The 18,935-nt window shown below is 57.5% G+C and carries 15 protein-coding genes; 12 read left to right on the top strand and 3 right to left on the bottom strand.

Annotated features, from left to right (window positions below; all coding sequences use genetic code 11):
* Positions 1–384: 384 nt before the first annotated feature.
* The 5 genes from HY011_20750 (at position 385) to HY011_20730 (ending at position 8,176) form a co-directional block, all read left to right on the top strand.
* Positions 385–1,179 carry a response regulator transcription factor gene (locus HY011_20750; protein ID MBI3425370.1) on the top strand — a complete coding sequence of 265 codons (795 nt, stop codon included), beginning with the start codon at positions 385–387 and terminating at the stop codon, positions 1,177–1,179.
* A 773-nt stretch (positions 1,180–1,952) separates the two neighbouring features.
* The gene (locus tag HY011_20745) at positions 1,953–2,648 is read left to right on the top strand and encodes a sigma-70 family RNA polymerase sigma factor (GenBank protein MBI3425369.1); all 696 of its coding nucleotides are present in this window, start codon (positions 1,953–1,955) and stop codon (positions 2,646–2,648) included.
* 259 nt (positions 2,649–2,907) lie between these two features.
* The gene (locus HY011_20740; GenBank protein MBI3425368.1) at positions 2,908–3,906 is read left to right on the top strand and encodes a hypothetical protein; all 999 of its coding nucleotides are present in this window, start codon (positions 2,908–2,910) and stop codon (positions 3,904–3,906) included.
* Positions 3,907–4,215: 309 nt separating this feature from the next.
* Entirely contained in the window at positions 4,216–5,787 is a 1,572-nt protein-coding gene (locus HY011_20735) for a peptidase S10 (protein ID MBI3425367.1), read from the top strand.
* Positions 5,788–5,977: 190 nt separating this feature from the next.
* Positions 5,978–8,176 carry a S46 family peptidase gene (locus HY011_20730; protein MBI3425366.1) on the top strand — a complete coding sequence of 733 codons (2,199 nt, stop codon included), beginning with the start codon at positions 5,978–5,980 and terminating at the stop codon, positions 8,174–8,176.
* Positions 8,177–8,253: 77 nt separating this feature from the next.
* On the opposite strand, the gene HY011_20725 is transcribed toward HY011_20730, so the two are convergent.
* The 3 genes from HY011_20725 to HY011_20715 are packed head-to-tail and all read right to left on the bottom strand — an operon-like array spanning position 8,254 to position 10,363.
* Complete coding sequence (locus HY011_20725) at positions 8,254–8,853, bottom strand: cupin domain-containing protein (protein ID MBI3425365.1); 600 nt, start codon at positions 8,851–8,853, stop codon at positions 8,254–8,256.
* Positions 8,854–8,902: 49 nt separating this feature from the next.
* Positions 8,903–9,541, bottom strand: a complete 639-nt coding sequence (locus tag HY011_20720) for a cupin domain-containing protein (protein MBI3425364.1) — start codon at positions 9,539–9,541, stop codon at positions 8,903–8,905.
* Between the two features lie 12 nt (positions 9,542–9,553).
* Positions 9,554–10,363, bottom strand: a complete 810-nt coding sequence (locus HY011_20715; protein ID MBI3425363.1) for a sigma-70 family RNA polymerase sigma factor — start codon at positions 10,361–10,363, stop codon at positions 9,554–9,556.
* Positions 10,364–10,396: 33 nt separating this feature from the next.
* On the opposite strand from HY011_20715, the gene HY011_20710 reads away from it, so the two are divergent.
* The 7 genes from HY011_20710 (at position 10,397) to HY011_20680 (ending at position 18,903) form a co-directional block, all read left to right on the top strand.
* Complete coding sequence (locus HY011_20710) at positions 10,397–11,128, top strand: SDR family NAD(P)-dependent oxidoreductase (protein ID MBI3425362.1); 732 nt, start codon at positions 10,397–10,399, stop codon at positions 11,126–11,128.
* Between the two features lie 165 nt (positions 11,129–11,293).
* Complete coding sequence (locus HY011_20705) at positions 11,294–11,623, top strand: hypothetical protein (GenBank protein MBI3425361.1); 330 nt, start codon at positions 11,294–11,296, stop codon at positions 11,621–11,623.
* A gap of 907 nt (positions 11,624–12,530) precedes the next feature.
* Complete coding sequence (locus HY011_20700) at positions 12,531–14,144, top strand: hypothetical protein (GenBank protein MBI3425360.1); 1,614 nt, start codon at positions 12,531–12,533, stop codon at positions 14,142–14,144.
* Positions 14,145–14,276: 132 nt separating this feature from the next.
* Positions 14,277–15,497, top strand: a complete 1,221-nt coding sequence (locus HY011_20695; protein ID MBI3425359.1) for a DUF4331 family protein — start codon at positions 14,277–14,279, stop codon at positions 15,495–15,497.
* Between the two features lie 147 nt (positions 15,498–15,644).
* Positions 15,645–16,967: a tetratricopeptide repeat protein gene (locus HY011_20690; protein MBI3425358.1), complete on the top strand. Its 1,323-nt coding sequence runs from the start codon at positions 15,645–15,647 to the stop codon at positions 16,965–16,967.
* Positions 16,968–17,111: 144 nt separating this feature from the next.
* Positions 17,112–17,912: a hypothetical protein gene (locus HY011_20685; GenBank protein MBI3425357.1), complete on the top strand. Its 801-nt coding sequence runs from the start codon at positions 17,112–17,114 to the stop codon at positions 17,910–17,912.
* 166 nt (positions 17,913–18,078) lie between these two features.
* Positions 18,079–18,903 (top strand): class I SAM-dependent methyltransferase, encoded by an 825-nt coding sequence (locus HY011_20680; protein MBI3425356.1) that lies wholly within the window; start codon positions 18,079–18,081, stop codon positions 18,901–18,903.
* Positions 18,904–18,935: the final 32 nt, after the last annotated feature.

The raw sequence follows: 18,935 nt of genomic DNA, 5'->3' as shown, positions 1-18,935 counted from the left end.
ACAGGGCGCGGGTTACCTTTCGTGCCGCCTTGACGATCAGGCATTTAGCAGCTATATCTGTCGCCGTCCATAAAAGACATTCAAGAGCGACAGAGTTTCCAAACCAGAATTCACATACATTTTCATGCAACTTGCGCAGTATGGTTATGCGGGAGATAGTTTGTAAACGGTCTACCGAACCCGGTTTCCTGGTGTGATTGTGAACAGGTCTCACTGACGCTCAGCTTCCTTTGTATTCCCCCTTCATTTACTCCGTTATTTTCAATTTGAATTTGTGCCTGTCTTGCTAGTCGAGCAGGTTGAGGATTGCCCCCATTGGCGTGAGCTGCCGCGTGTTGCAAGTGCCGCAGCATAAACCCGCGCATTTCGCCATCAACCGGATTCATGAACATGCTAGCCACGACTACTGTACCCGCGATTCGACTACTGTTAGTGGATGATCAAGTGATCGTCCGTGAAGGCTTACGTCTGCTTTTGGAGAACCAGGCGGGATTGACCGTCGCCGGAGAAGCAGCGACCTGCCAGGATGCTGTCGCCTTGGCGGCCCGCGAACAGCCCGACATTATTTTGCTTGATCTGGATTTGGGCGCGACACATGGGTTGGACTGCTTGCCAGAGTTGCTCGCCGTTGCCCCGCATGCCCGCGTCTTGATTTTGACCGGCGTTTACGATTTGGATATCCATCATCAAGCAGTAGGCCGTGGGGCGGTAGGAATCGTGCGCAAAATGGAGGCAGCAGATATATTGGTTAAAGCCATCCGCAAGGTTAATGTGGGCGAAGTCTGGCTGGATGGGGCTTTGATGGCGCGTGTGTTGAACGATCTTTGGCGCGTGCGAACCGGCCAACCGATGGAAGTGCTGGCAATGGCGACTCATGCGGTTTCGCCAATGCGGCTCAGTCCGCCGCAGCGTGAAGTGGTGGAAATGTGGAGTCATCAAATTGAACCTCCCACACCAGACGAAGCGGCCCGGATTGCGCAATTGACCGAGCGCGAACGTGAAGTGATTGGTTTAATCGGTGAAGGCTTACGCAACCAGCAAATTGCCGACCGGCTTTCCATCAGCGTCATTACTGTTCGCCATCATCTTTCCTCCATCTTTTCCAAGCTGGATGTCGGAGATCGGTTTGAACTGGCAATTTACGCCTACCGGCACGGCTTAGCCAAGCTACCACTATAAAGCCAGATCAAAAGGCCTAAGGTGTCGAAGTAAACGCCTCTTGGCAGGGTGACCATCAGCATTCTTGATTTTGTTTGCGATAGCTCAAATTTTGGCTTTATTTAAGCAACCGCTTTGTCTATACTGCGGCCCGTCCCCAACAGCCGAAGCACCTCCGAATCCTAAAACGCTTCGGTCGCTATAAAATAATCAAAGGCGAAAAGAGGCAATTCGTTCTTGGGCTACGCAGCATTGCGTAGGACGTTTGCCGGTACTGTAAAGCAACTTAACCGCATTCCCGTCCAAACGATCCCTACTTTCGTGGCAAGCTCGCATCCTATCTCATTGGACGAAAGCTCAACGCACAAGAAAACCCGATGCATGTTTTTGTAGCATTTCAAAGCTGCAATTTATCGGTCCTTATCTGTTCTGCAATGACACTCAGGTGCTACAAAACCGGCCGATACAAAACATTCCGGCGAGCCTGTGCGCCAGCAAACAAAACGATTTGAGGAGTTGGCTGTGCCGATGACATAGCCAACTAATGAACCAAATAGGCCATCTGAAACCCGATTTTTCTAACCACAGTCGTTGAAGAAACTCCTGGGTAAATCTGATGGCGGGAAAGTTTGGTGCAGGCGGCATCGTTTCTAAATCCAGAACGGTGCCTGGAAAGTGCGAGAGAGCGGTCATTGTCTCAGCAATACTGCGCTTGATAAGCCCTCTCTCAAAACTGGTGCTATGAATGATTGCTTCCCGGCAATCATTCACCCGCTTTAAGAAGCTGTCTAGCTGTGGGCGACGCGTTGCGAAGCGCGCGCCCCGCTCAAAAATGCTTAGGTGCGAAGCAGGCTATGAGGAAGAACCAACGAGTGAGTGAACCATCTCGCCGGGAAAAGGGTTGGGCTTTGAGTGCGGACTCTTTCAACAGATTGTTGGAGGGATTGCATGAAGACCGCGATCAGGCTGGCTATGAATACGAACATTTACGCCGCGTGCTCGTGACGTTTTTTGATTGGCGCGGTTGCGCCTTTGCCGAAGATTTGGCGGACGAAACTTTCAATCGTGTCGCCCGGCGCATGGAAGAAGGCGAGATCATCCGGAACTTACCGGATTATTGTTACGGCGTGGCGCGACGTTTAGCACTGGAGATTTTGCCCAAACAAAGTAAACAAGAGGATGACCCGCCAGAATTTGAACAGTTGGCGGCCGTCGAAGAGGACTTGGACGAGCGCCGTAGTCGCGAACAACTGTATGAGTGTTTTGAATATTGTTTGAAACAGCTTTCGCCGGAAAACCAGGAACTTGTCATTCAGTATTATCAAACCGAAAAACGAGCCAAGATTGATAACCGGATTGCACTGGCCAATAAGCTTGGCGTTTCGCTCAATGTCCTGCGCGTGCGCGTGTACCGGTTACGCGCGACACTCGAAGACTGCATCAATAAACGGCTCAATGAAAAGAAGCTGCAAGAAGGCAAAAAGAGTTGACCGGGAGTCCGCCGCTAATCTGTTCGAGGTGCTTTCTCCTTGCTGGTAAAGCTTGTTTTTCGCTTGTGCAGGCAGCGCTTTGGCTGCGGAGATGTGGCTATAACTAGATGTAATGATTCAAGCCGGACTGCACTTTACAGTGCGGAAGAATTCACTACCCCCAGAGAGACAACAGCTCCACGAAAACCTATCCGCAAGCACATAATCAGTAGGCAAATCGAACGATAACCCTTCGTGGGAAATTAGAGCAGGTGAACACGTGAAAACGAGAGCGCGAGAAGATCAGGCTATCATTGGCTATCTGCTCGGGACGGCCTCCGAGTTAGAACAAAGCCAAATTGAGACTCGCTATTTCCGCGAGCCGCATTTTTATGAAGAAATGCTGGCGTTGGAAGAAGAGGTTATTTGCGATTACCTGAATGATGTTTTGGCGCCCGCTGAACGTCGGCAATTCGAACATCATTTCCTGACCACGCCTCGCCGGCGCCGCAAATACGAATCCACGCGAAAATTACTAACCTTTATTGCGGATCAGGGAACGACACAAACCACTACGGCAAGTAAACCGGTCAAACCGGGGCTATTGGCTCTCTCCGCACGCCGGGCCAACGATTTTCTCCTGCCCAGACTGGGTTTTCTTTGGACACTCACGTCGCTGGCAGTGCTGTCCTTTGGTGTGTGGATGTTGAGCAATCAAGTCTCAGCCTATCGCTCCCAAGTCGCCCAAGAAGAGGCGCGACAAGCGACCACGCAAAAACTTCCGTCTAAGTTACACCCTAAAACGGATAAACAACGGCCTGAGGCAAATAAACAGCGGAATCCATTGGCCGAGGTCGCCGATCAATTACAAGCCTCGTTAGATGATCCGCCGGCCCTTTTAAGCGGAGGCACAACTAAAGCCGTTGTTAGCACCGTTGTGGCTACGCTGCGACCGGCGCACTTGCGCGCTGCGAATAATGCGCAACCGGTTGCCTTACCTGCCGAAGCCGCGACCGTACATTTACACCTACAATTAGGTGACCCGGCGCCAACGCAATTTATTCGTTTCAATGTTGTGCTGAGGACGCTCAACGGCATTGAGATATTGCGTCGGCAAAACCTCACTCCGCAGGTCATCAAATCTGATAAAAGTCTTGGTGTAGATTTACCCGCCGCGAAGCTCCCTGTAGGCAGGTATATCGTCATCGTCTCTGGTATCACCGCTAAGATGGAGATAAAGCCCGTGGAGGAATACTTCATGAGCATCAATCGCGAATAGCCTTAGCTCCATACCCAACCGTTTCTTACCGGCCCGCAGATGGCTTTACTCTTCTGAGTTCAAAGCGCTGCGGGCCGCGCTGTTTTAGCAATACACGCAATGTGTTTTTCCGACAACCTAGCTTCTCACGCTGAAGCTAGGCTGCTCTATGCGGTTGTGCTAGCATCGCGGCTCGCCACGGTTGAGCCAGCATTACGAGTCAAGAGCAGTGCCACCTTCGCATGGTTTGCCCAATCGTAAACTGTACGCCCACCGTGCGCCGACGACTCGCAGGAGTTCAACCTTATTCCCTTCAAAGGAGAACCCAATATGAATCGTGCTGTTGCGGTAACAATCACCCTGCTGTTGACCGTCTGTCTGGCCCAAGCGCAAGTGGACCCCGCCCAACGTGGCGGGCGGGGCCGTGGCGCTGAGCAACAGCCGCCAACCTCTCCACCCACCGCGCCAGGTCAACCGGCACAAGCGCGCCCTGCGCCACCGCTGGAAGAGAAAACTTCGATCACACACGGCAGCGCGCGTATCGGCGGGCAGCAACTCAATTACACGGCGACCGCCGCGACCTACATCATCAAAGCCGATGATGGCACGCCCAAGGCAACCTTCTTTTTTGTGGCCTACACCAAAGATGAAGTGACGGATAAAACGCGACGGCCTTTGTCGTTCGTTTACAATGGCGGGCCGGGGTCGGCCTCTTCGTATACGCACATGGGCCTGGGACCGAAACGCATTGCGCTGACCGATGATGGCTTTGGCATGCCCGCGCCGTACTTGATTGTCGAAAACGGGGATTCATTCCTCGATGCCACGGATATGGTGTTTATTGACGCGATCTCGACTGGCTACAGCCGCCCCGCGCCGGGCGAAAACACAGCGCAATTTTATGGCGTAGAGCAAGATGCCACCTTCTTCGCCGATTTCATTTATCAGTACCTGACACGCAACGAACGCTGGGCATCACCGAAATTCCTGATCGGCGAAAGCTATGGCACGACGCGCTCCGCGCAACTTTCGTATACCTTGCAGCGCCGTCATCAAATCTATTTGAACGGTGTGGTGCTGCTCTCGGCGGTCGGGTTCGGCAATTGGGGCGCGGATGACCGGACGATCTTTTTCCTGCCGACGCTGATTTCCTCGGCGTGGTATCACAAGCTGTTGCCGCCCGACCTGCAAAAACTCACCGCCGCTGAAATCGCGCAGCAAGCCCGCCAATTCGCGCACGGCGAATATGCCGCCGCGCTCGAAAAAGGTGACGAACTGCCTGCGGCGGAGTATCAAAAGGTCGTCAAGAATCTGGCGCGTTTCACCGGCCTGGCGCCGAAATACCTTGAGCAAACCAACCTGCGCATTAGCCCGTTCCGCTGGTTCAAGGAATTGCTGCGCGACAAGCGTCTGACCGTGGGCCGCATTGACGCGCGCTTTACCGGGATGGATGCCGACGCGGCGGGCGAGCGTGACGAATACGATCCGAGTCTGGCCTCTTACGATGGCTCTTACGTAGCGATGTTCCAGGACTATGTGCGCCGCGAGTTGAAGTGGAGTACTGATATGTATTACACGCTCAGCGCGCGCGTGCAGCCGTGGGATCAGGGGCAGCCCGGCGGCCCCGCCGAAGCCTTGCGCTCGGCGATGACGCAGCAGGGTCATCTGAAGTTGCTGGTGCTCTGCGGCTATTACGACGTGGCCACGCCCTATAACGGCATCGAGCATACGGTGTCGCACATGAGCCTCGAGCCGGCGATTCGAAAAAACGCCAGCTTCGCCTATTACGAAGCCGGACACATGATGTACATCGAAAAGAAATCGCGCGAGAAGCTGCACAAAGACGTGACGGCCTTCATCAACGGGGCCGCCAAGGTCGAAGCGGCAAGCGGCGGGCAGTAACGTCCACGCTATTCAAATAACGATGTGATTCGGCACCGTGACTGGTTGGAAGCAGGTTTTTCAAACAACGCTTCCGGCTTGTTGCGGCGCCGATTTTCTCAAGCCGCAGAACCTGCCTGTTATGGTAAAGTCCGCGTTGCTCCTGCAATGACCAAAGATGCTTAACGATTTCAGAAGGAGAAAAACCCAAGTGTTTCGCAAAACTTTACTGCTAGCATTGCTGGCCTTTTCTTTAATCACCACGCCGTTCGCGTCCTTTGCCGACGAAGGCATGTGGTTGCCCGGCGCGCTTGACAAGCTGCCGCAAGATCAGCTCAAAAAGCGCGGCCTGCTGCTCAAGCCCGAAGAGATTTACAGCACGGCCAAGGTCAGCCTGAAAGATGCGGTCGTCATCATCGGCGGCGGCACCGGCACGTTCATCTCGCCGGACGGGCTGATCGTGACCAATCATCACGTTGCCTTTGAAGCGATCACGGCGGCGTCCAGCACCGAGAATAACTACATTGAGAATGGCTTCCTGGCGAACGCGCGCGCCGAAGAGATTCAGGCGAAAGGCTACACCGTGCGTATCACGCAGGAATCGCGCGACGTCACCGATCAAATCTTGGCCGCCGTCACGCCGGGGATGAGCGATGCCGAACGCAATCGCGCCGTCGCGGGCAAACAGCGCGACCTCGCACGCGAATTCTCAAAAGACGGACTGGTTGCGCAAATCGTCGAAGCCTATGGCGGCGCGCAATATCACCTCTACATTTATCAACAACTCAACGATGTGCGCTTGGTGTATGCGCCGCCCAAAGCCATTGGCTATTTCGGCGGCGATCCCGATAACTTTGAATGGCCGCGCCATTGCGGCGATTTCAGTTTCATGCGCGCGTATGTGGCGCCCGACGGCAAGGCTGCCGGATTCAACAAAGACAACGTGCCGTTCAAGCCGAAAAAGTTTTTGGCGCTCGATGCCAGCGGCGTCAAAGAAGGCGATTTCACGATGGTGCTGGGCTATCCCGGCGCGACCTATCGCTGGCGCGAATCGTATTCGGTGGACTACAACCAGAACGTGCGGCTCCCGTTTCTGGTGGATACATTGAATGAGCAGATCAATGTGCTGACGGAGGCGGGCAATCGCGATCCGGTGTTGAAGATCAAATACGCCGATGACATTTTTAGCCTCAGCAATTCGGCCAAGGCCTTCGACGGCACGGTCAAAGGTTTGCGGCGTTCGGGCGCGATTGAACGCAAACGTGCCGAAGAGGCGACTTTCAACAAATGGCTCGACGGCAATCCGGCGCTGAAAGAAAAGTACGGCAAGCTGTTGCCGCAAATTGCCGACTTGTACGCTGACCTCAACAGCTACGGCGCCAAAGAACAGGCGCTGTCCGGCCTGTTGGGTTCGGGCACCTTGATCTTTGCGGTCAGCACAGCCTATCGCCGCGCGCTCGATCAGGAGAAACCGGCCAATGAACGCAACCCACAATTCAGCGATGCCGCCTTGCCGCAGGTGCTAGGCTTTTTCCAGAACGCTTGGAAAGAGCGCGATGCCGCCGTGGATCAGCAACGCTTTCAGGCGGGGCTGAACCGGCTGTCGCAATTGCCGGCCAATCAAAAATCCAGCGCGGTCGAGCCGTTCTTCGCGGGCAAAACCGGCGTTGAGCGGCAGCAAGCCGAAACCGATTTCGCCCGCAAGGCCATCGCCGAGACGCCGCTGAAATCATTCGACGAATTGAGCAAGCTCTTCAAGATGCCGGCCAGCGAATTGCGCGCCAGCAATGAACCGCTGGTCAAACTCGCCGCCGCCGTCGTGGATGAAACCGCCCCGCTGGCGAAAAAGCAGGAAGCGTTCAACACCGCGATTCCAAAAGCGCGCGCCGATTACGTGCGGGCTTTGCTGGATTGGAAGAAGGGGCCGCAATACCCCGACGCCAATCGCACGCTGCGGTTCACTTACGGCGAAGTCAAAAGCTATAAGCCGCGCGATGCGGTCAGCTACGATTGGCAAACCTCGCTGAGTGGCGTGATCGAAAAGGACACGGGCGTCGAACCCTTCAACGTGCCGGCGAAACTGAAAGAACTGAGCGCGAAGAAAGATTTCGGCCCTTATCTGGACACGCGGCTGAAAGACGTGCCGGTCGCTTTCCTGACGACCAACGACATCACGGGCGGCAATTCGGGCAGCGCGGTGCTGAACGGTCGCGGCGAGGTGATCGGTTTGGCGTTTGACGGGAACTTTGAAGGCTTGGGCGGCGATTACAATTACGACATCACCTCGAATCGCTGCCTAGTCGTGGACATCCGCTATGTGCTCTTCATCACCGAGAAGTTTGCGGGCGCGGATTACCTGTTCAAAGAAATGACGATCAAACGCGGCAAGGCGATGGCGGCGAGCCGCTAACCAGACAGACAAAGCAAAAGAGCATGGAGATCAGGTTGCAACCTGATCTCCATGCTCTTTTGCCTATCTGCTTTGGGTCAGCCCATTCGGTAATCAGCGGGCGTAATAACCAGCAAGGTTGTGCCTTGTGTTGTGGTGATGTGCTGGTGCGTACTGCCGCGTGTCGCGCAATGGAAATCGCCGGGGCCGAAGCATTCGCCATTCACGATAAAATCGCCTTCCAGAATGAAACACTGTTCAGCGCCCGGATGCGTATGCTCGGTAAAGGTCGTGCCGGGCGCTAGTTTATAGAGTGTGGTAATGGTGCGCGCGACAGGGTCCTTAAATAGCAATTTGGCAAGGACACCGTTGCCACAGTCCTTCCAGTGAATTTCGCGATACCGCGTGGCCACGAGTTGGTTAGTCAGCGGAGCAGCGGGAACGGACTTAGCAGTACGTGGCGTCGCTGCGATATTGGACAGCAAGCGTTCGCGCACCAAACTGGAGGGCACAGCTTCAGGCGCGCTGAAACCGAGTGTGGCAACCACTCGCTCGAAGGGCTGCAATTCAGCAGCGTAAGCGACGTTATCTTCGGCCAGCCGCTCCGTGAAGGCGCTGGCCTCGTGTTGCGAGAGCGCGCCGAGCGCATAAAGCGCAGCTTGCTCCTCAATGTGTTCCGTGGAACTAACGTCGTTCACTCTCGTCCATATCCTTTCGGCTTCCCGCCAACATTGCAGTTGGGCCAACTTAGTTGGGCCAGTGTGAATCGAGAATCTCAAAGCGCTCCGGCGCAATCAGCAGAATGAGTGTGCCGTGTGCCGTGGTGACGGCGCCGTCTTCGGTATCGCAAGCCCGGACGCGGTAATCGCCCGGATAGAAAACCTGGTTATTGACAATGCAATCGCCCTCAATCACGAGCGTTTGTTCAACCCCCAAATGACGGTGACGCGGCAAATAGCCGCCGGGTTCCAGTTTGATCAAGGAAGTCACCAGCCCCGTTTGCGGATCGGCAAAGAGCGTCTTGCAAGAAACTTTTTCGGCAAGCGGCATCCAAGTTCCCTCTTGCAAGCGAATATCCACCGCAGGAGGGACCGTCTTGGGCAATTGGGGCGCGACAATCTTCGACTCTTGTTCAGTTTCAGCAATACGAGCCAGCAGCTTGTCCCGTGTCGCCGGTGACGGCGTCGCCGCGCTCACGCACAAGGCCAAATCCGCGATGAGCGCCTCGAACGACTGGGATTCCGCGCGCAAACCTTCGTCTGTCGCAAGCAACTGCTCAAACGTCTGTCTTTCGTCAGCGCTTAACGCTCCCAACGCATACAATGCCGCCTCATCCATCAACTGTTCCTGTATTTCCATTTCAACCTGTTTCTCACTTCCATCCATTCTAAAATCGTTTCAGTTTCCTAACACCGCGCCGAGCGCATCGCGCAATTTCATCATCCCCAACCGGGTTCTGGTTTTCACTGTGCCTAACGGTTGCCCTAGCTTGGCGGCAATCTCGCTATGACTCAGGCCGGAGTAATAAGCCAACTCAATCACTTCGCGTTGTTCGGGCGAAAGTTGCGCCAGCGCTTGCCGCACCAGTTGTTGCCGTTCGGACATGACCGTAGCTTCCTCTGGGTTGGCCGCCGCGGTTTCTCTATCACTAACGGCATCGAGCGATTCCTGGCGTTGTTGGGTTTGCCAACCCGAACGCAACCGGTCAATGGCGCGGCTGCGGGCAATGGTCGTCAGCCAAGCCAGCGGCGAACCACGCTGGGTGTCGTAACTGGCGGCTTGCCGCCACACCTGGGTGTAAACATCGAGCAAGACTTCTTCGGCTGTTCCCGCGTCATTTAAGACACGTAAGATCAAGCCGTAGACCAGCCGGTTGGTCGTATCATAAAGCGTGGCCAACGCGGTTTGATCCGCCTGGGCAATGCGTCCAACCAGTCCGATCAATTCCCGATCGCGCGCCCGGGAATCAAGTGCGCCTGGGTTGGCATTTATGTCTGGGGCTGTTTGCACTGACTTTTCCTCGCTGGAGTGGGGTACGGGACGTGACTCCCCAGTTGGTATAAGCTGTGCTGGCGTCCCCGCCGCAGCTTGCGGGCGGGGAGCCTGTGCCAGTCGGGGCGAGTTTATATCATGGTTGCCCGGTGTCCCCCAAACAGTGTGTCGAGCCGCGCGTGGTATCGCATTTTGCGGGGAAAGTTTCAAATTCATTTCAATCGTCATCTTTCAGGGAGGAAAGAATCCATGCCAAATTCCATCAAGTTCGATTTTACCAATCAGGTTGTAGTGATTACCGGCGCGGCTGGCAATCTGGGCGTCGCTGTCGCGCACGCTTATCAAAAAGCCGGCGCCAAGCTGGTGTTGCTTGATCGTTCGCCTGATCGTCTGCAAAAACTCTTCGCCGACATGGCCGCTTCACCTGATCATCATTTGGCTACCGGAGTAGATGTGACCGATGCCGCCGCCGTGGCCGCCGTCGCCGCCGAAACCGCCAACCGTTTTGGCCGCGTTGATGCGCTCATCAACACGGCGGGCGGATACCGGGCCGGGACGCCAGTGCATGAAACGCCGCTTACCGATTGGGACTTCCTGATGGACCTCAACGGACGTTCGGTGTTCAACACCTGCCGCGCCTTTGCGCCGCAACTGTTGCAGCAAGGCGCGGGCAAAATTGTCAATATCGCTTCGCGTGGCGCGCTCGCCGGTGAAGCCGGGGCCGCACTTTACAGCGCCTCAAAAAGCGTGGTCATACGCCTGACCGAAAGCCTCTCTGCCGAACTCAAACCCCACGGCATTAACGTCAATTGCGTCTTGCCGGGGCTGATTGATACGCCGCCCAACCGCGCCGCCATGCCCAACGCCGATTACAGCCGCTGGGTCACGCCGGAAGCCTTAGCCGAAATCATCCTCTTTCTGACTTCGGACGCGGCCAGCGCCATTCACGGCGCAGCAATCCCCGCGTATGGACGGGCCTGACGGTAGTTACGGGAGAAAGGGCTGGGTGGATTTGCGGGTAGAAAGAATTCTTGCGCCACGTCCGGCCCTTTTCCGCTGAATACTTTGGCAGCGTGAGGCCGTTGCTTTTAGAATGCGCTCTCCGGATTCGTCGTTTTACCCGCACGTTTGAGCCGAGGGGGGCGTATGCAATTCATCAAAGAATTTATCTGGTTGCTGGTCGGGATCGGTTTAACGCTGATCGTGACCAGCGATAATCACATGGTGCGGCAGGTCGGGATCGTTTTATTTTTGATCTCGCTGTTGTGGCGGCTGCTCATCTATTTGCGCGAAAGCCAGCCCTCGCTGGAGCGCATCAACGCCATCGGCGAGCCCAAACTCTCCATCATCGAAGCGCTCGCCACGGAACAACCGGCTCCGCAATTGGCCGCACCCGTTCCGATCAACGCAATCAGCCCTGTTCAACAGGGCCGCACGCCGGTGCAGAAGTTGATTGACGAAGAGCCTCCAAACTAAGCTGCGTTTCTTTCCACCACATTCATTTGCATAACTGCGGCGGAGAAACGACCAAGGTCTGCGCGGCATCAGGCACAGCTTTGCGCCGAGCCGTCGGCGTTTGCTGCCTGCGTTACCCAGTCAGTTGAAATCCGCAATTGTTTGGCGCTAACCAATCCAATCCGAAACAAGGCGCGTATTCAAATGCGAGCACCAACGAGTGCCGCAGATTTTTTTACGCTGTCTGCATCCATTCGTCCAAGACAAGCGAACTTGAGCAAGTGAGGGAGGGAAATTCATGTCGAGTGACCTTGAGGCAGTCTTCAAGCCTGTGGCTTGTCCGCTAACAGGGCCGATAGTCAACGCGCGCACGCACGCCGAACAACGCAGTGGCGCGACAATAGCCAAACGCAGCGCGGCCAGTATCGAGCAGCGACTGCCATCAGCGCCGTTAGCCCCATCAGCTCTATCAGCCCTTGATTCCCCCAAAAGCAAAACCGCTGCCAAACGGTGGTGGCGCGGTCCTAAGCTGTACGGCCTTCCTTGCTTCAACATAGTTGAATGGCGGGCACAGCAAGGCGGCATCCTTGTTGAACCAAGCTTCCCGCAGGAAGTTTGGGCTAAAACCGGCCCTGCGGACAAAACTGATTTTCCGCGCGCCGCGTAGTGTTCAACGGGTAAGCAACACCCGGCTTTCATTTGCATAGATACTGGTTTCACGAATTCAGGACGCTTTGTCCACGGGGATAAGTGTGTCTTGTGGCAACTTTCATTTCGATTTCAGGAGGTAAGAACTATGAGATTGCGTAGCGAAGTGCTGCTTTCACGCAGACGCAGACTCAGGTTGGCGACGTGTCTCGCCAGCACGGGCTTGATTCTTTGCTTACTAGGTTTAACGAACCTGAGTTGGGGGAATCGAGCAGGACGAGTGGCGGCGGCCCAACCACAAATTGTCGTCGTCAACTCGGCCAGTTTTTTCAGTGACTCACTCGCGCCGGATTCGATGGCGACCGCTTTCGGCGTCTTCCAGACCCAGCAAAATCAGAGCTACACGGCGACCACGCTGCCGCTGCCCACCACGCTGGGCGGCTTGAGCGTCAAGGTCAACAACCTGGATTGCGGACTGTTTTATGCCGGGCCAACCCAAGTCAACCTGGCCTTGCCGCCGCTCACGACCGAGGGCACGGCGACCATCGTCGTCACCAATTCGGACGGTTCGACCCGCACGGCGACCTTCAATATGCAACGCACCGCGCCGGGCATTTTCACCGCGCGCGGCAACGGCGCGGGCGCGCCAGCGGCGTTAGTGACAACGGACGGCATCAACTATCAACCCGTCACCAACGCTGACGGCAGCGAGCGCGAACTCAGTGTGGGCACGCGCGAACGGCCAAACTTCCTGGTGCTCTTCGCCACTGGCATCCGCAATGCTGTCGCGGCGCTTCCGAACGACGCAAACGGCGTCGCCGAAGCCATCACGGTGACTTTTCAAGGCGTGCCGGGCGCGGTCAGTTACGCGGCGCGCACGGGTCTGGCCGGACTTGATCAGATCAACGTCGCCATCCCGACCGAACTGGCGGGCAGCGGCTCTGTGCGCGTGCGTGTCAGCGCCAACGGCAGGCTCTCCAATGTCGTGACCGTTCGTCTCGGCGGCACGGCGCCGGTGGTACGCGGGCAGGCGCTCGATCCGAATACGACCGTGACGGGAGCGCTGACCGTGGACGATCAAGTGCAAGTCGCAGCGGATGGGCGCAGTTACTTTTTTGACGCCTATCAATTGCGCACGACGACGGCCAACACGACGGTGGCGCTTGATCTGCGCTCGGCGCAATTCAACGCGCTGGTCGGCGTTATTCGCCAACGCACCGACGGCGCGATTGTCCCGCTGGCCGTGGACGATCAGACCGGCGGCTTCGGCAACGGCAGCGTAGAAAACGACAACGCCCTGCTGCTGACCGTGCTGCGCGAGCCGGGCGACTATTTCATCATTGTCACCAGCGCCGATGCTGAACCAGACGCGCTGGGTTCCTACCAACTGCGGCTGAGCACGGGCGTCCTCCAAAACATCAGTTACGGCGCGACGCCCGCCAGCACCAGCATCAGCACGACCGATCTGCAAACGTCGGCGGGCACCTATCTGGACGCGTATTGGTTTGCCGGCACGGCAGGCGACGCCGTGCAAATCAGAATGAATTCAGCGGCCTTTGATTCCTTCCTGATTCTCAACACGGACAACGGCGAGACGGTCGCCTTTGACGACAACAGTGGCGGCGGCACGAATGGCCGCGACGCCAGTCTCTTTAAGGCGCTCAACCAAAGCGGCAACTACGTCATTATCGCCACGCCGTTTGAACCGGGGCGCACCGGCGCTTACACGCTCGCGCTGACCCGCTTGAACAGTGCGGCGGCGGAAAATATGGCGGCTTTGTCGAATGCGCCGGGTCGTCAGGCATCGTTGAAACAAGCTCCCGACGAATCCGCCACGCCGGATTCGCTCTTCGAAAGCTTCGCGGCGCGCCGCATTGTGCAGCGCCAACCGTAATCATCAAACCTGCGCATGGCGTCAGCCCGTTCGGCTTGCCCATTCGGTTTGGCTGAACAGACTGACCGCCGTGTTTTTATCAACTCGCCTGACTCCTATCCGGCAGGCGATCTTCACAGAGGAGAGAAAACTATGTTGCGTTTACGCACGCAGACGCAAAAGCTGGCGGCTTTTGCCTTATCAATCAGCTTGGCGCTGACCTTGCTGTTGATCCCGGCGACGCCCGTGGGCGCGGCGGATCACGGCGATTCGCCCAGCGCTTCGCTGGATCGTTCCGCTGACATCAATGACATCTACCTGTTCCTGGATCCGTCGGACAACTCGCGCGTCGTGTTGTTGGCGACGGTGGCCGGGTTCATCGTGCCGTCCGAAGCCGTCAACTTCGGCGTCTTCGACCCGGCTGTGCGCTACCGTTTTGAATTGGAAACCAATGGCGATGCGGTACCCGACCAGTTCATTGACGTGACCTTCTCCGAAAAAGTCGGCACCTCATCGTCGGCACAAACGGCGTCGGTCAACTCGACGTTTTTGCAAACTTTCACCGCGCCGACCACGGTGCCCACCTTGAATGCCACCGCGCCAACGCCGGTCGTCACCACCGATGCGTCCACGGGCATTTCATTTTTCGCCGGCGTCGTGGATGATCCGTTCTTCTTCGACATCCCCGGCTTTCAACGGTTCGTGGCTTCCGTCGGAGCTGGCAGTCCGAACCCCGCCGCATTGCAACGCGGGCGTGACAGCTTCGCCGGTTACAACACGCTGGCGATTGGGCTGAGCATGCCCATCGCGTTGTTGCGCGCGCGCACCGGCCTGACAGGCAATTCGTTGGGCTTGGCCTATCGTACCTCGCGCCGGGCGACCGTGACGGGCGTACTGCCCAGCCGCTTCCCCCGCACCACCTATCTGGATGTCGACCGGACGGGCAATCCGGCGGTCAACGTCGCGTTGATTCCATTCGCGCGCAAGAACGAATACAACGCGGCCTCGCCGATTGATGACGCGCTGGGCCGTTTCGCGGGCAGCATCGTCGCCACCCTCACGTCGCTGGGCACGAATGCCACCAACATCGGCATTCTCGCCAGCGTGGCCGTGACGCGTGGCGACTATCTGCGCTTCGACCTGACCAAGGCGAACAGCGGCCCCGGTGGCGGCAACAATGCCGGCGCGAGCTTCCCGAACGGGCGGCGTTTGGGCGATGACGTGATTGACACGATTCTGTTCTTCGTGGCGAATCAGAATGCGTTCGGCGACAACGTCAATTCCAACGACGTGCCGCTCCGCGACACGTTCCCCTTCTTCGGCGCGCCGCAACAACCGCGCGACAGCGGCACCGACGACAATACGCGCAACTAGCGGCGAGTAGTCAGTAGTCAGTAGTCAGTAGTCAGTAGTCGGCGCTCAAGGTTATACACAACCATCAATCGCTGACTACCGACTACGGGCTACCGACTACTGACTACCGACTACGGGCTACCGACTACTGACTACTGACTACTTCTTATGAAAAGCAACAAGCTCGCACTTCTCGCACTCGCAATTCTCGTCCTGACCATGCTGTTCAGCAGCGGTTGCGGCAAGGCGGAATCGTCAATGGAAGCCGCGCCCCGTGCGCTGCCCAAGGCTGCGCCGCTGGTGCCGGAAGCCACCGCAGGCGCGATCCGCTTTCTCGAAGACCGCGTCAAGAAAGACCCGGATGATTTCATCGCGATCAATAAGCTGGCGGGCTATTACCTGTTGCGCTTGCGCGAGACGGGCAATCTGACCTGGCTTGAACTCGCCACGCGCGCGGCGCAGGCTTCGCTGAAAGCGTTCCCGCCCGCACAGAATACCGGCGGATTGGCCACGCTCTTTCAAACCGAATTCGCCGCGCACGAATTCGCCAGCGCGCGCGACCACGCCCAGCAACTCATCAAACTCGATGGCGGCAAAGCCTATCCGCACCAGATGCTCGGCGATGCGCTGTTGGAATTGGGCGAATACGAGGCCGCCGAAAAAGCCTTCAACGAAATGAAAGCCCGCCCGCAAGCAGGCATGGCCGTGCCGCTCCGGCTGGCGCGCCTGGCCGCGCTGCATGGCAAGCATGAACGCGAGCGGCTGTATTACACCGAGGCGCTGGCTATTGCCGCCAGCACCGTGCCGCCCACGCGCGAAACTGTTGCCTGGTGCCGTTGGCAATTGGGCGAGACGGCCTTTATGACTGGCGACTATGTCACGGCCGAAGAGCATTACCGCGCGGCGCTCGTGACCTTCCCCGATTATTACCGCGCACTGGGCGGACTGGCGCGCGTGCGCGCCGCCCGTGGCGATCTGAACGAAGCGATTGAGTTGTATCAACGCGCCACCCAACGCTTGCCCGATCCGGTTTTTGTCGCCGCGCTCGGCGATCTCTATCAATTGGCCGGACGCGCTAAAGACGCCGAGGCGCAATATGCCCTGTGCGAACAGATGGCGCGGCTGGGCACGGCGGGCGGGCAACTTTACAACCGCCAACTCGCGCTCTTTTACGCCGATCACGATTTGAAACCGGCGGAAGCCTATCAACTCGCGCAACGCGAATATGCCGCGCGCCACGACATTTACGGCGCAGACGCGCTGGCCTGGACGGCGCTCAAAGCAGGCAAGCTGGCCGAAGCGCAAACCGCCAGCCAAGAGGCGCTGCGCCTGGGCACGCAGGACGCCCGGCTGTTTTATCACGCCGGATTGATCGCGCGCGCCGCTGGGAATCAAGTTGCCGCGCGCGACTATTTGCAACGGGCGCTGAAGCTCAATCCGCAATTCGATCCGTTGCAAGCGAAGCGCGCGGCTGAGGCATTGGCGAATTGAGGGAACGCGCGCTACCTGGGTACGCACCGCTTCCAGCGTGCGAGCCATCAAGTCAGAGCCACTGGCCGACAACCATAGCTCGCCAAGCCTGCACGCTGGAAGCGATGCGTACCCAGGGCTGCCAATCACACGTTGAGGTGAACGATGAAACATACCACACGCTCCCTCCAACTCTTGCTGTTCCTGCTGCTTTTGCCCAGCGCCGTCACCGCGCATCCGCTGGGCAATTTCGCGGTCAGCCACTACACCCGCATTGCCACAGCGGATGATCGCGTGCGGCTGCGGTACATCGTGGATTACGCCGAAATCGCGGCGTTTCAGGAATTGCAGTCGCTGGACACCGACCGCAACGGCAATTACTCAAAAGCCGAAAAAGACGCCTGGTTGGCGCGCAACCTGCCGCAATGGCTGGCCGGGTTGCGGCTCACGGCTAATGGCGAACCGCTCGCATTGCGCGCGCGCAATCAAACGCTCGCGCTGCTGCCTGGCGCGGTCAAGCTGCTGACCATGCGCATCGAATGCGAATTGGAAGCGCCGTTTGATCTGGGAACTACTCCGGTTGCTTTTACGCTGACCGACGCCAATCAAACCGATCGTCAGGGCTGGCATGAGATCGTGCTGCAACCGGTGGCGGGTGTGCCGGTGTTTGATAGCACGGCGTTCGGCGACGGCGTGAGCAATGAACTGAAGACGTATCCCGAAAACGACCGGCAAGCCCCGCCTGATGAACGCTCCGTGATGTGGTCGGCTACGACCGGCACGCTGCCCGCCAACGCCAAACCGCTGTTGTCGCGCGCGGGCCAACCCATCGCGCAACCGCGCGCGTGGTTGGCAGGCTGGGTCAAACTGCTGGCTTACGCGCTCGTGCTCGGTGTGCTGTGCTATGCACTCGTCTGGCGACTCCGCCGTAATGCGGCACCGGCGCGCGCTGGCTCGTGGGCTTGAGACGCCAAGCCCTGAGAGCGCGGACGTCTCGTCCGCAAAGCAAGAAAAGCCGCGCGGCTTCCTTATTCCTGCCGCTGCGTCAAACCAACAAGGGAGCAAGGAAAGCTTCGCAGCTTCTATTCATTGCGGACGAGACGTCCGCGCTCCCAAGTAAGAGTCAATGTCTATGAATGCAAGCACTGAACAAACACTGGACGCCAACAATGCCGAAGCGCGCAGCTTCGATGATTTTTATCAGCGGCAGGATCAAAGCACCACTCTCAAAGCGATCTTCCGTGAAGCTTTGGGCATAGCTGAACTACCCGCCGCCATTGTGCCGTACAGCTTTGTCTCGTTCGCCGATTTGCAACGTATTGCCGCGTTGTTACATGTGCAAGCCGGGCAGTCACTGGCCGATCTCGCCTGTGGCAACGGCAGTTTAGGCCTCTGGCTGGCCCAACAAACCGGCGCGCACCTGACGGGCGTAGACTTTTCTGCCGCCGCCCTCACCGCCGCGCAAGCCAAAGCCCACGCCTTGAATCTCAGCGCGCAAAGCCACTTCGCCCTCGGCAGTCTGACTGCCACCGGCCTGACCGACCAGTCGTTCGACGCCGCGGTTTCGATTGATGCGATTTGGCTGGCGCACGATCAGCAACAAGCCTTGCACGAAGCTGCTCGTATCCTGCATCCCGGCGCACCTTTGGTCTTTACAAGTTGGGAACAACACATCCCGATGCCCTTCGTAAAACAACCTGTCGCGGATTACCGCCCCTTGCTGGAACAAGCCGACTTTGCCATCGAAACGTATGAACACCTGCCGCATTCCGAAGCGTTGATGAAAGACATCTACGCCCGCATCCGTGGCGCGCAGGCAGAGTTGCTGACCGAGTTCGGCCCCACGATTCAAGGGCTGATTGGCGAGGCGCATTTCGTGCCGGGCCTGGTGGACGGCGTGAATTACATCGCGCCGGAAAACGGCCCGCACGTGCTGGTGTGCGCGCGGCGGTTGTAAGGCGAATTGGTCGAAATACGTTCGAGCGAATG

Source organism: Acidobacteriota bacterium (genome assembly GCA_016196035.1).
Classification (GTDB): domain Bacteria; phylum Acidobacteriota; class Blastocatellia; order RBC074; family RBC074; genus JACPYM01.
The sequence above is the reverse complement of the archived record's forward strand: the minus strand, read 5'-3'. Positions and strand labels throughout refer to the sequence as shown.

What these genes read in the sequence shown, in the direction of transcription:
- HY011_20750 (MBI3425370.1), top strand. Translation starts at nt 385, where the DNA reads ATGAACATGCTAGCCACGACTACTGTACCCGCGATTCGACTACTGTTA.
- HY011_20735 (MBI3425367.1), top strand. Translation starts at nt 4,216, where the DNA reads ATGAATCGTGCTGTTGCGGTAACAATCACCCTGCTGTTGACCGTCTGT.
- HY011_20720 (MBI3425364.1), bottom strand. Translation starts at nt 9,541, where the DNA reads ATGGATGGAAGTGAGAAACAGGTTGAAATGGAAATACAGGAACAGTTG.
- HY011_20715 (MBI3425363.1), bottom strand. Translation starts at nt 10,363, where the DNA reads ATGAATTTGAAACTTTCCCCGCAAAATGCGATACCACGCGCGGCTCGA.
- HY011_20710 (MBI3425362.1), top strand. Translation starts at nt 10,397, where the DNA reads ATGCCAAATTCCATCAAGTTCGATTTTACCAATCAGGTTGTAGTGATT.
- HY011_20705 (MBI3425361.1), top strand. Translation starts at nt 11,294, where the DNA reads ATGCAATTCATCAAAGAATTTATCTGGTTGCTGGTCGGGATCGGTTTA.
- HY011_20695 (MBI3425359.1), top strand. Translation starts at nt 14,277, where the DNA reads ATGTTGCGTTTACGCACGCAGACGCAAAAGCTGGCGGCTTTTGCCTTA.
- HY011_20690 (MBI3425358.1), top strand. Translation starts at nt 15,645, where the DNA reads ATGAAAAGCAACAAGCTCGCACTTCTCGCACTCGCAATTCTCGTCCTG.
- HY011_20685 (MBI3425357.1), top strand. Translation starts at nt 17,112, where the DNA reads ATGAAACATACCACACGCTCCCTCCAACTCTTGCTGTTCCTGCTGCTT.
- HY011_20680 (MBI3425356.1), top strand. Translation starts at nt 18,079, where the DNA reads ATGAATGCAAGCACTGAACAAACACTGGACGCCAACAATGCCGAAGCG.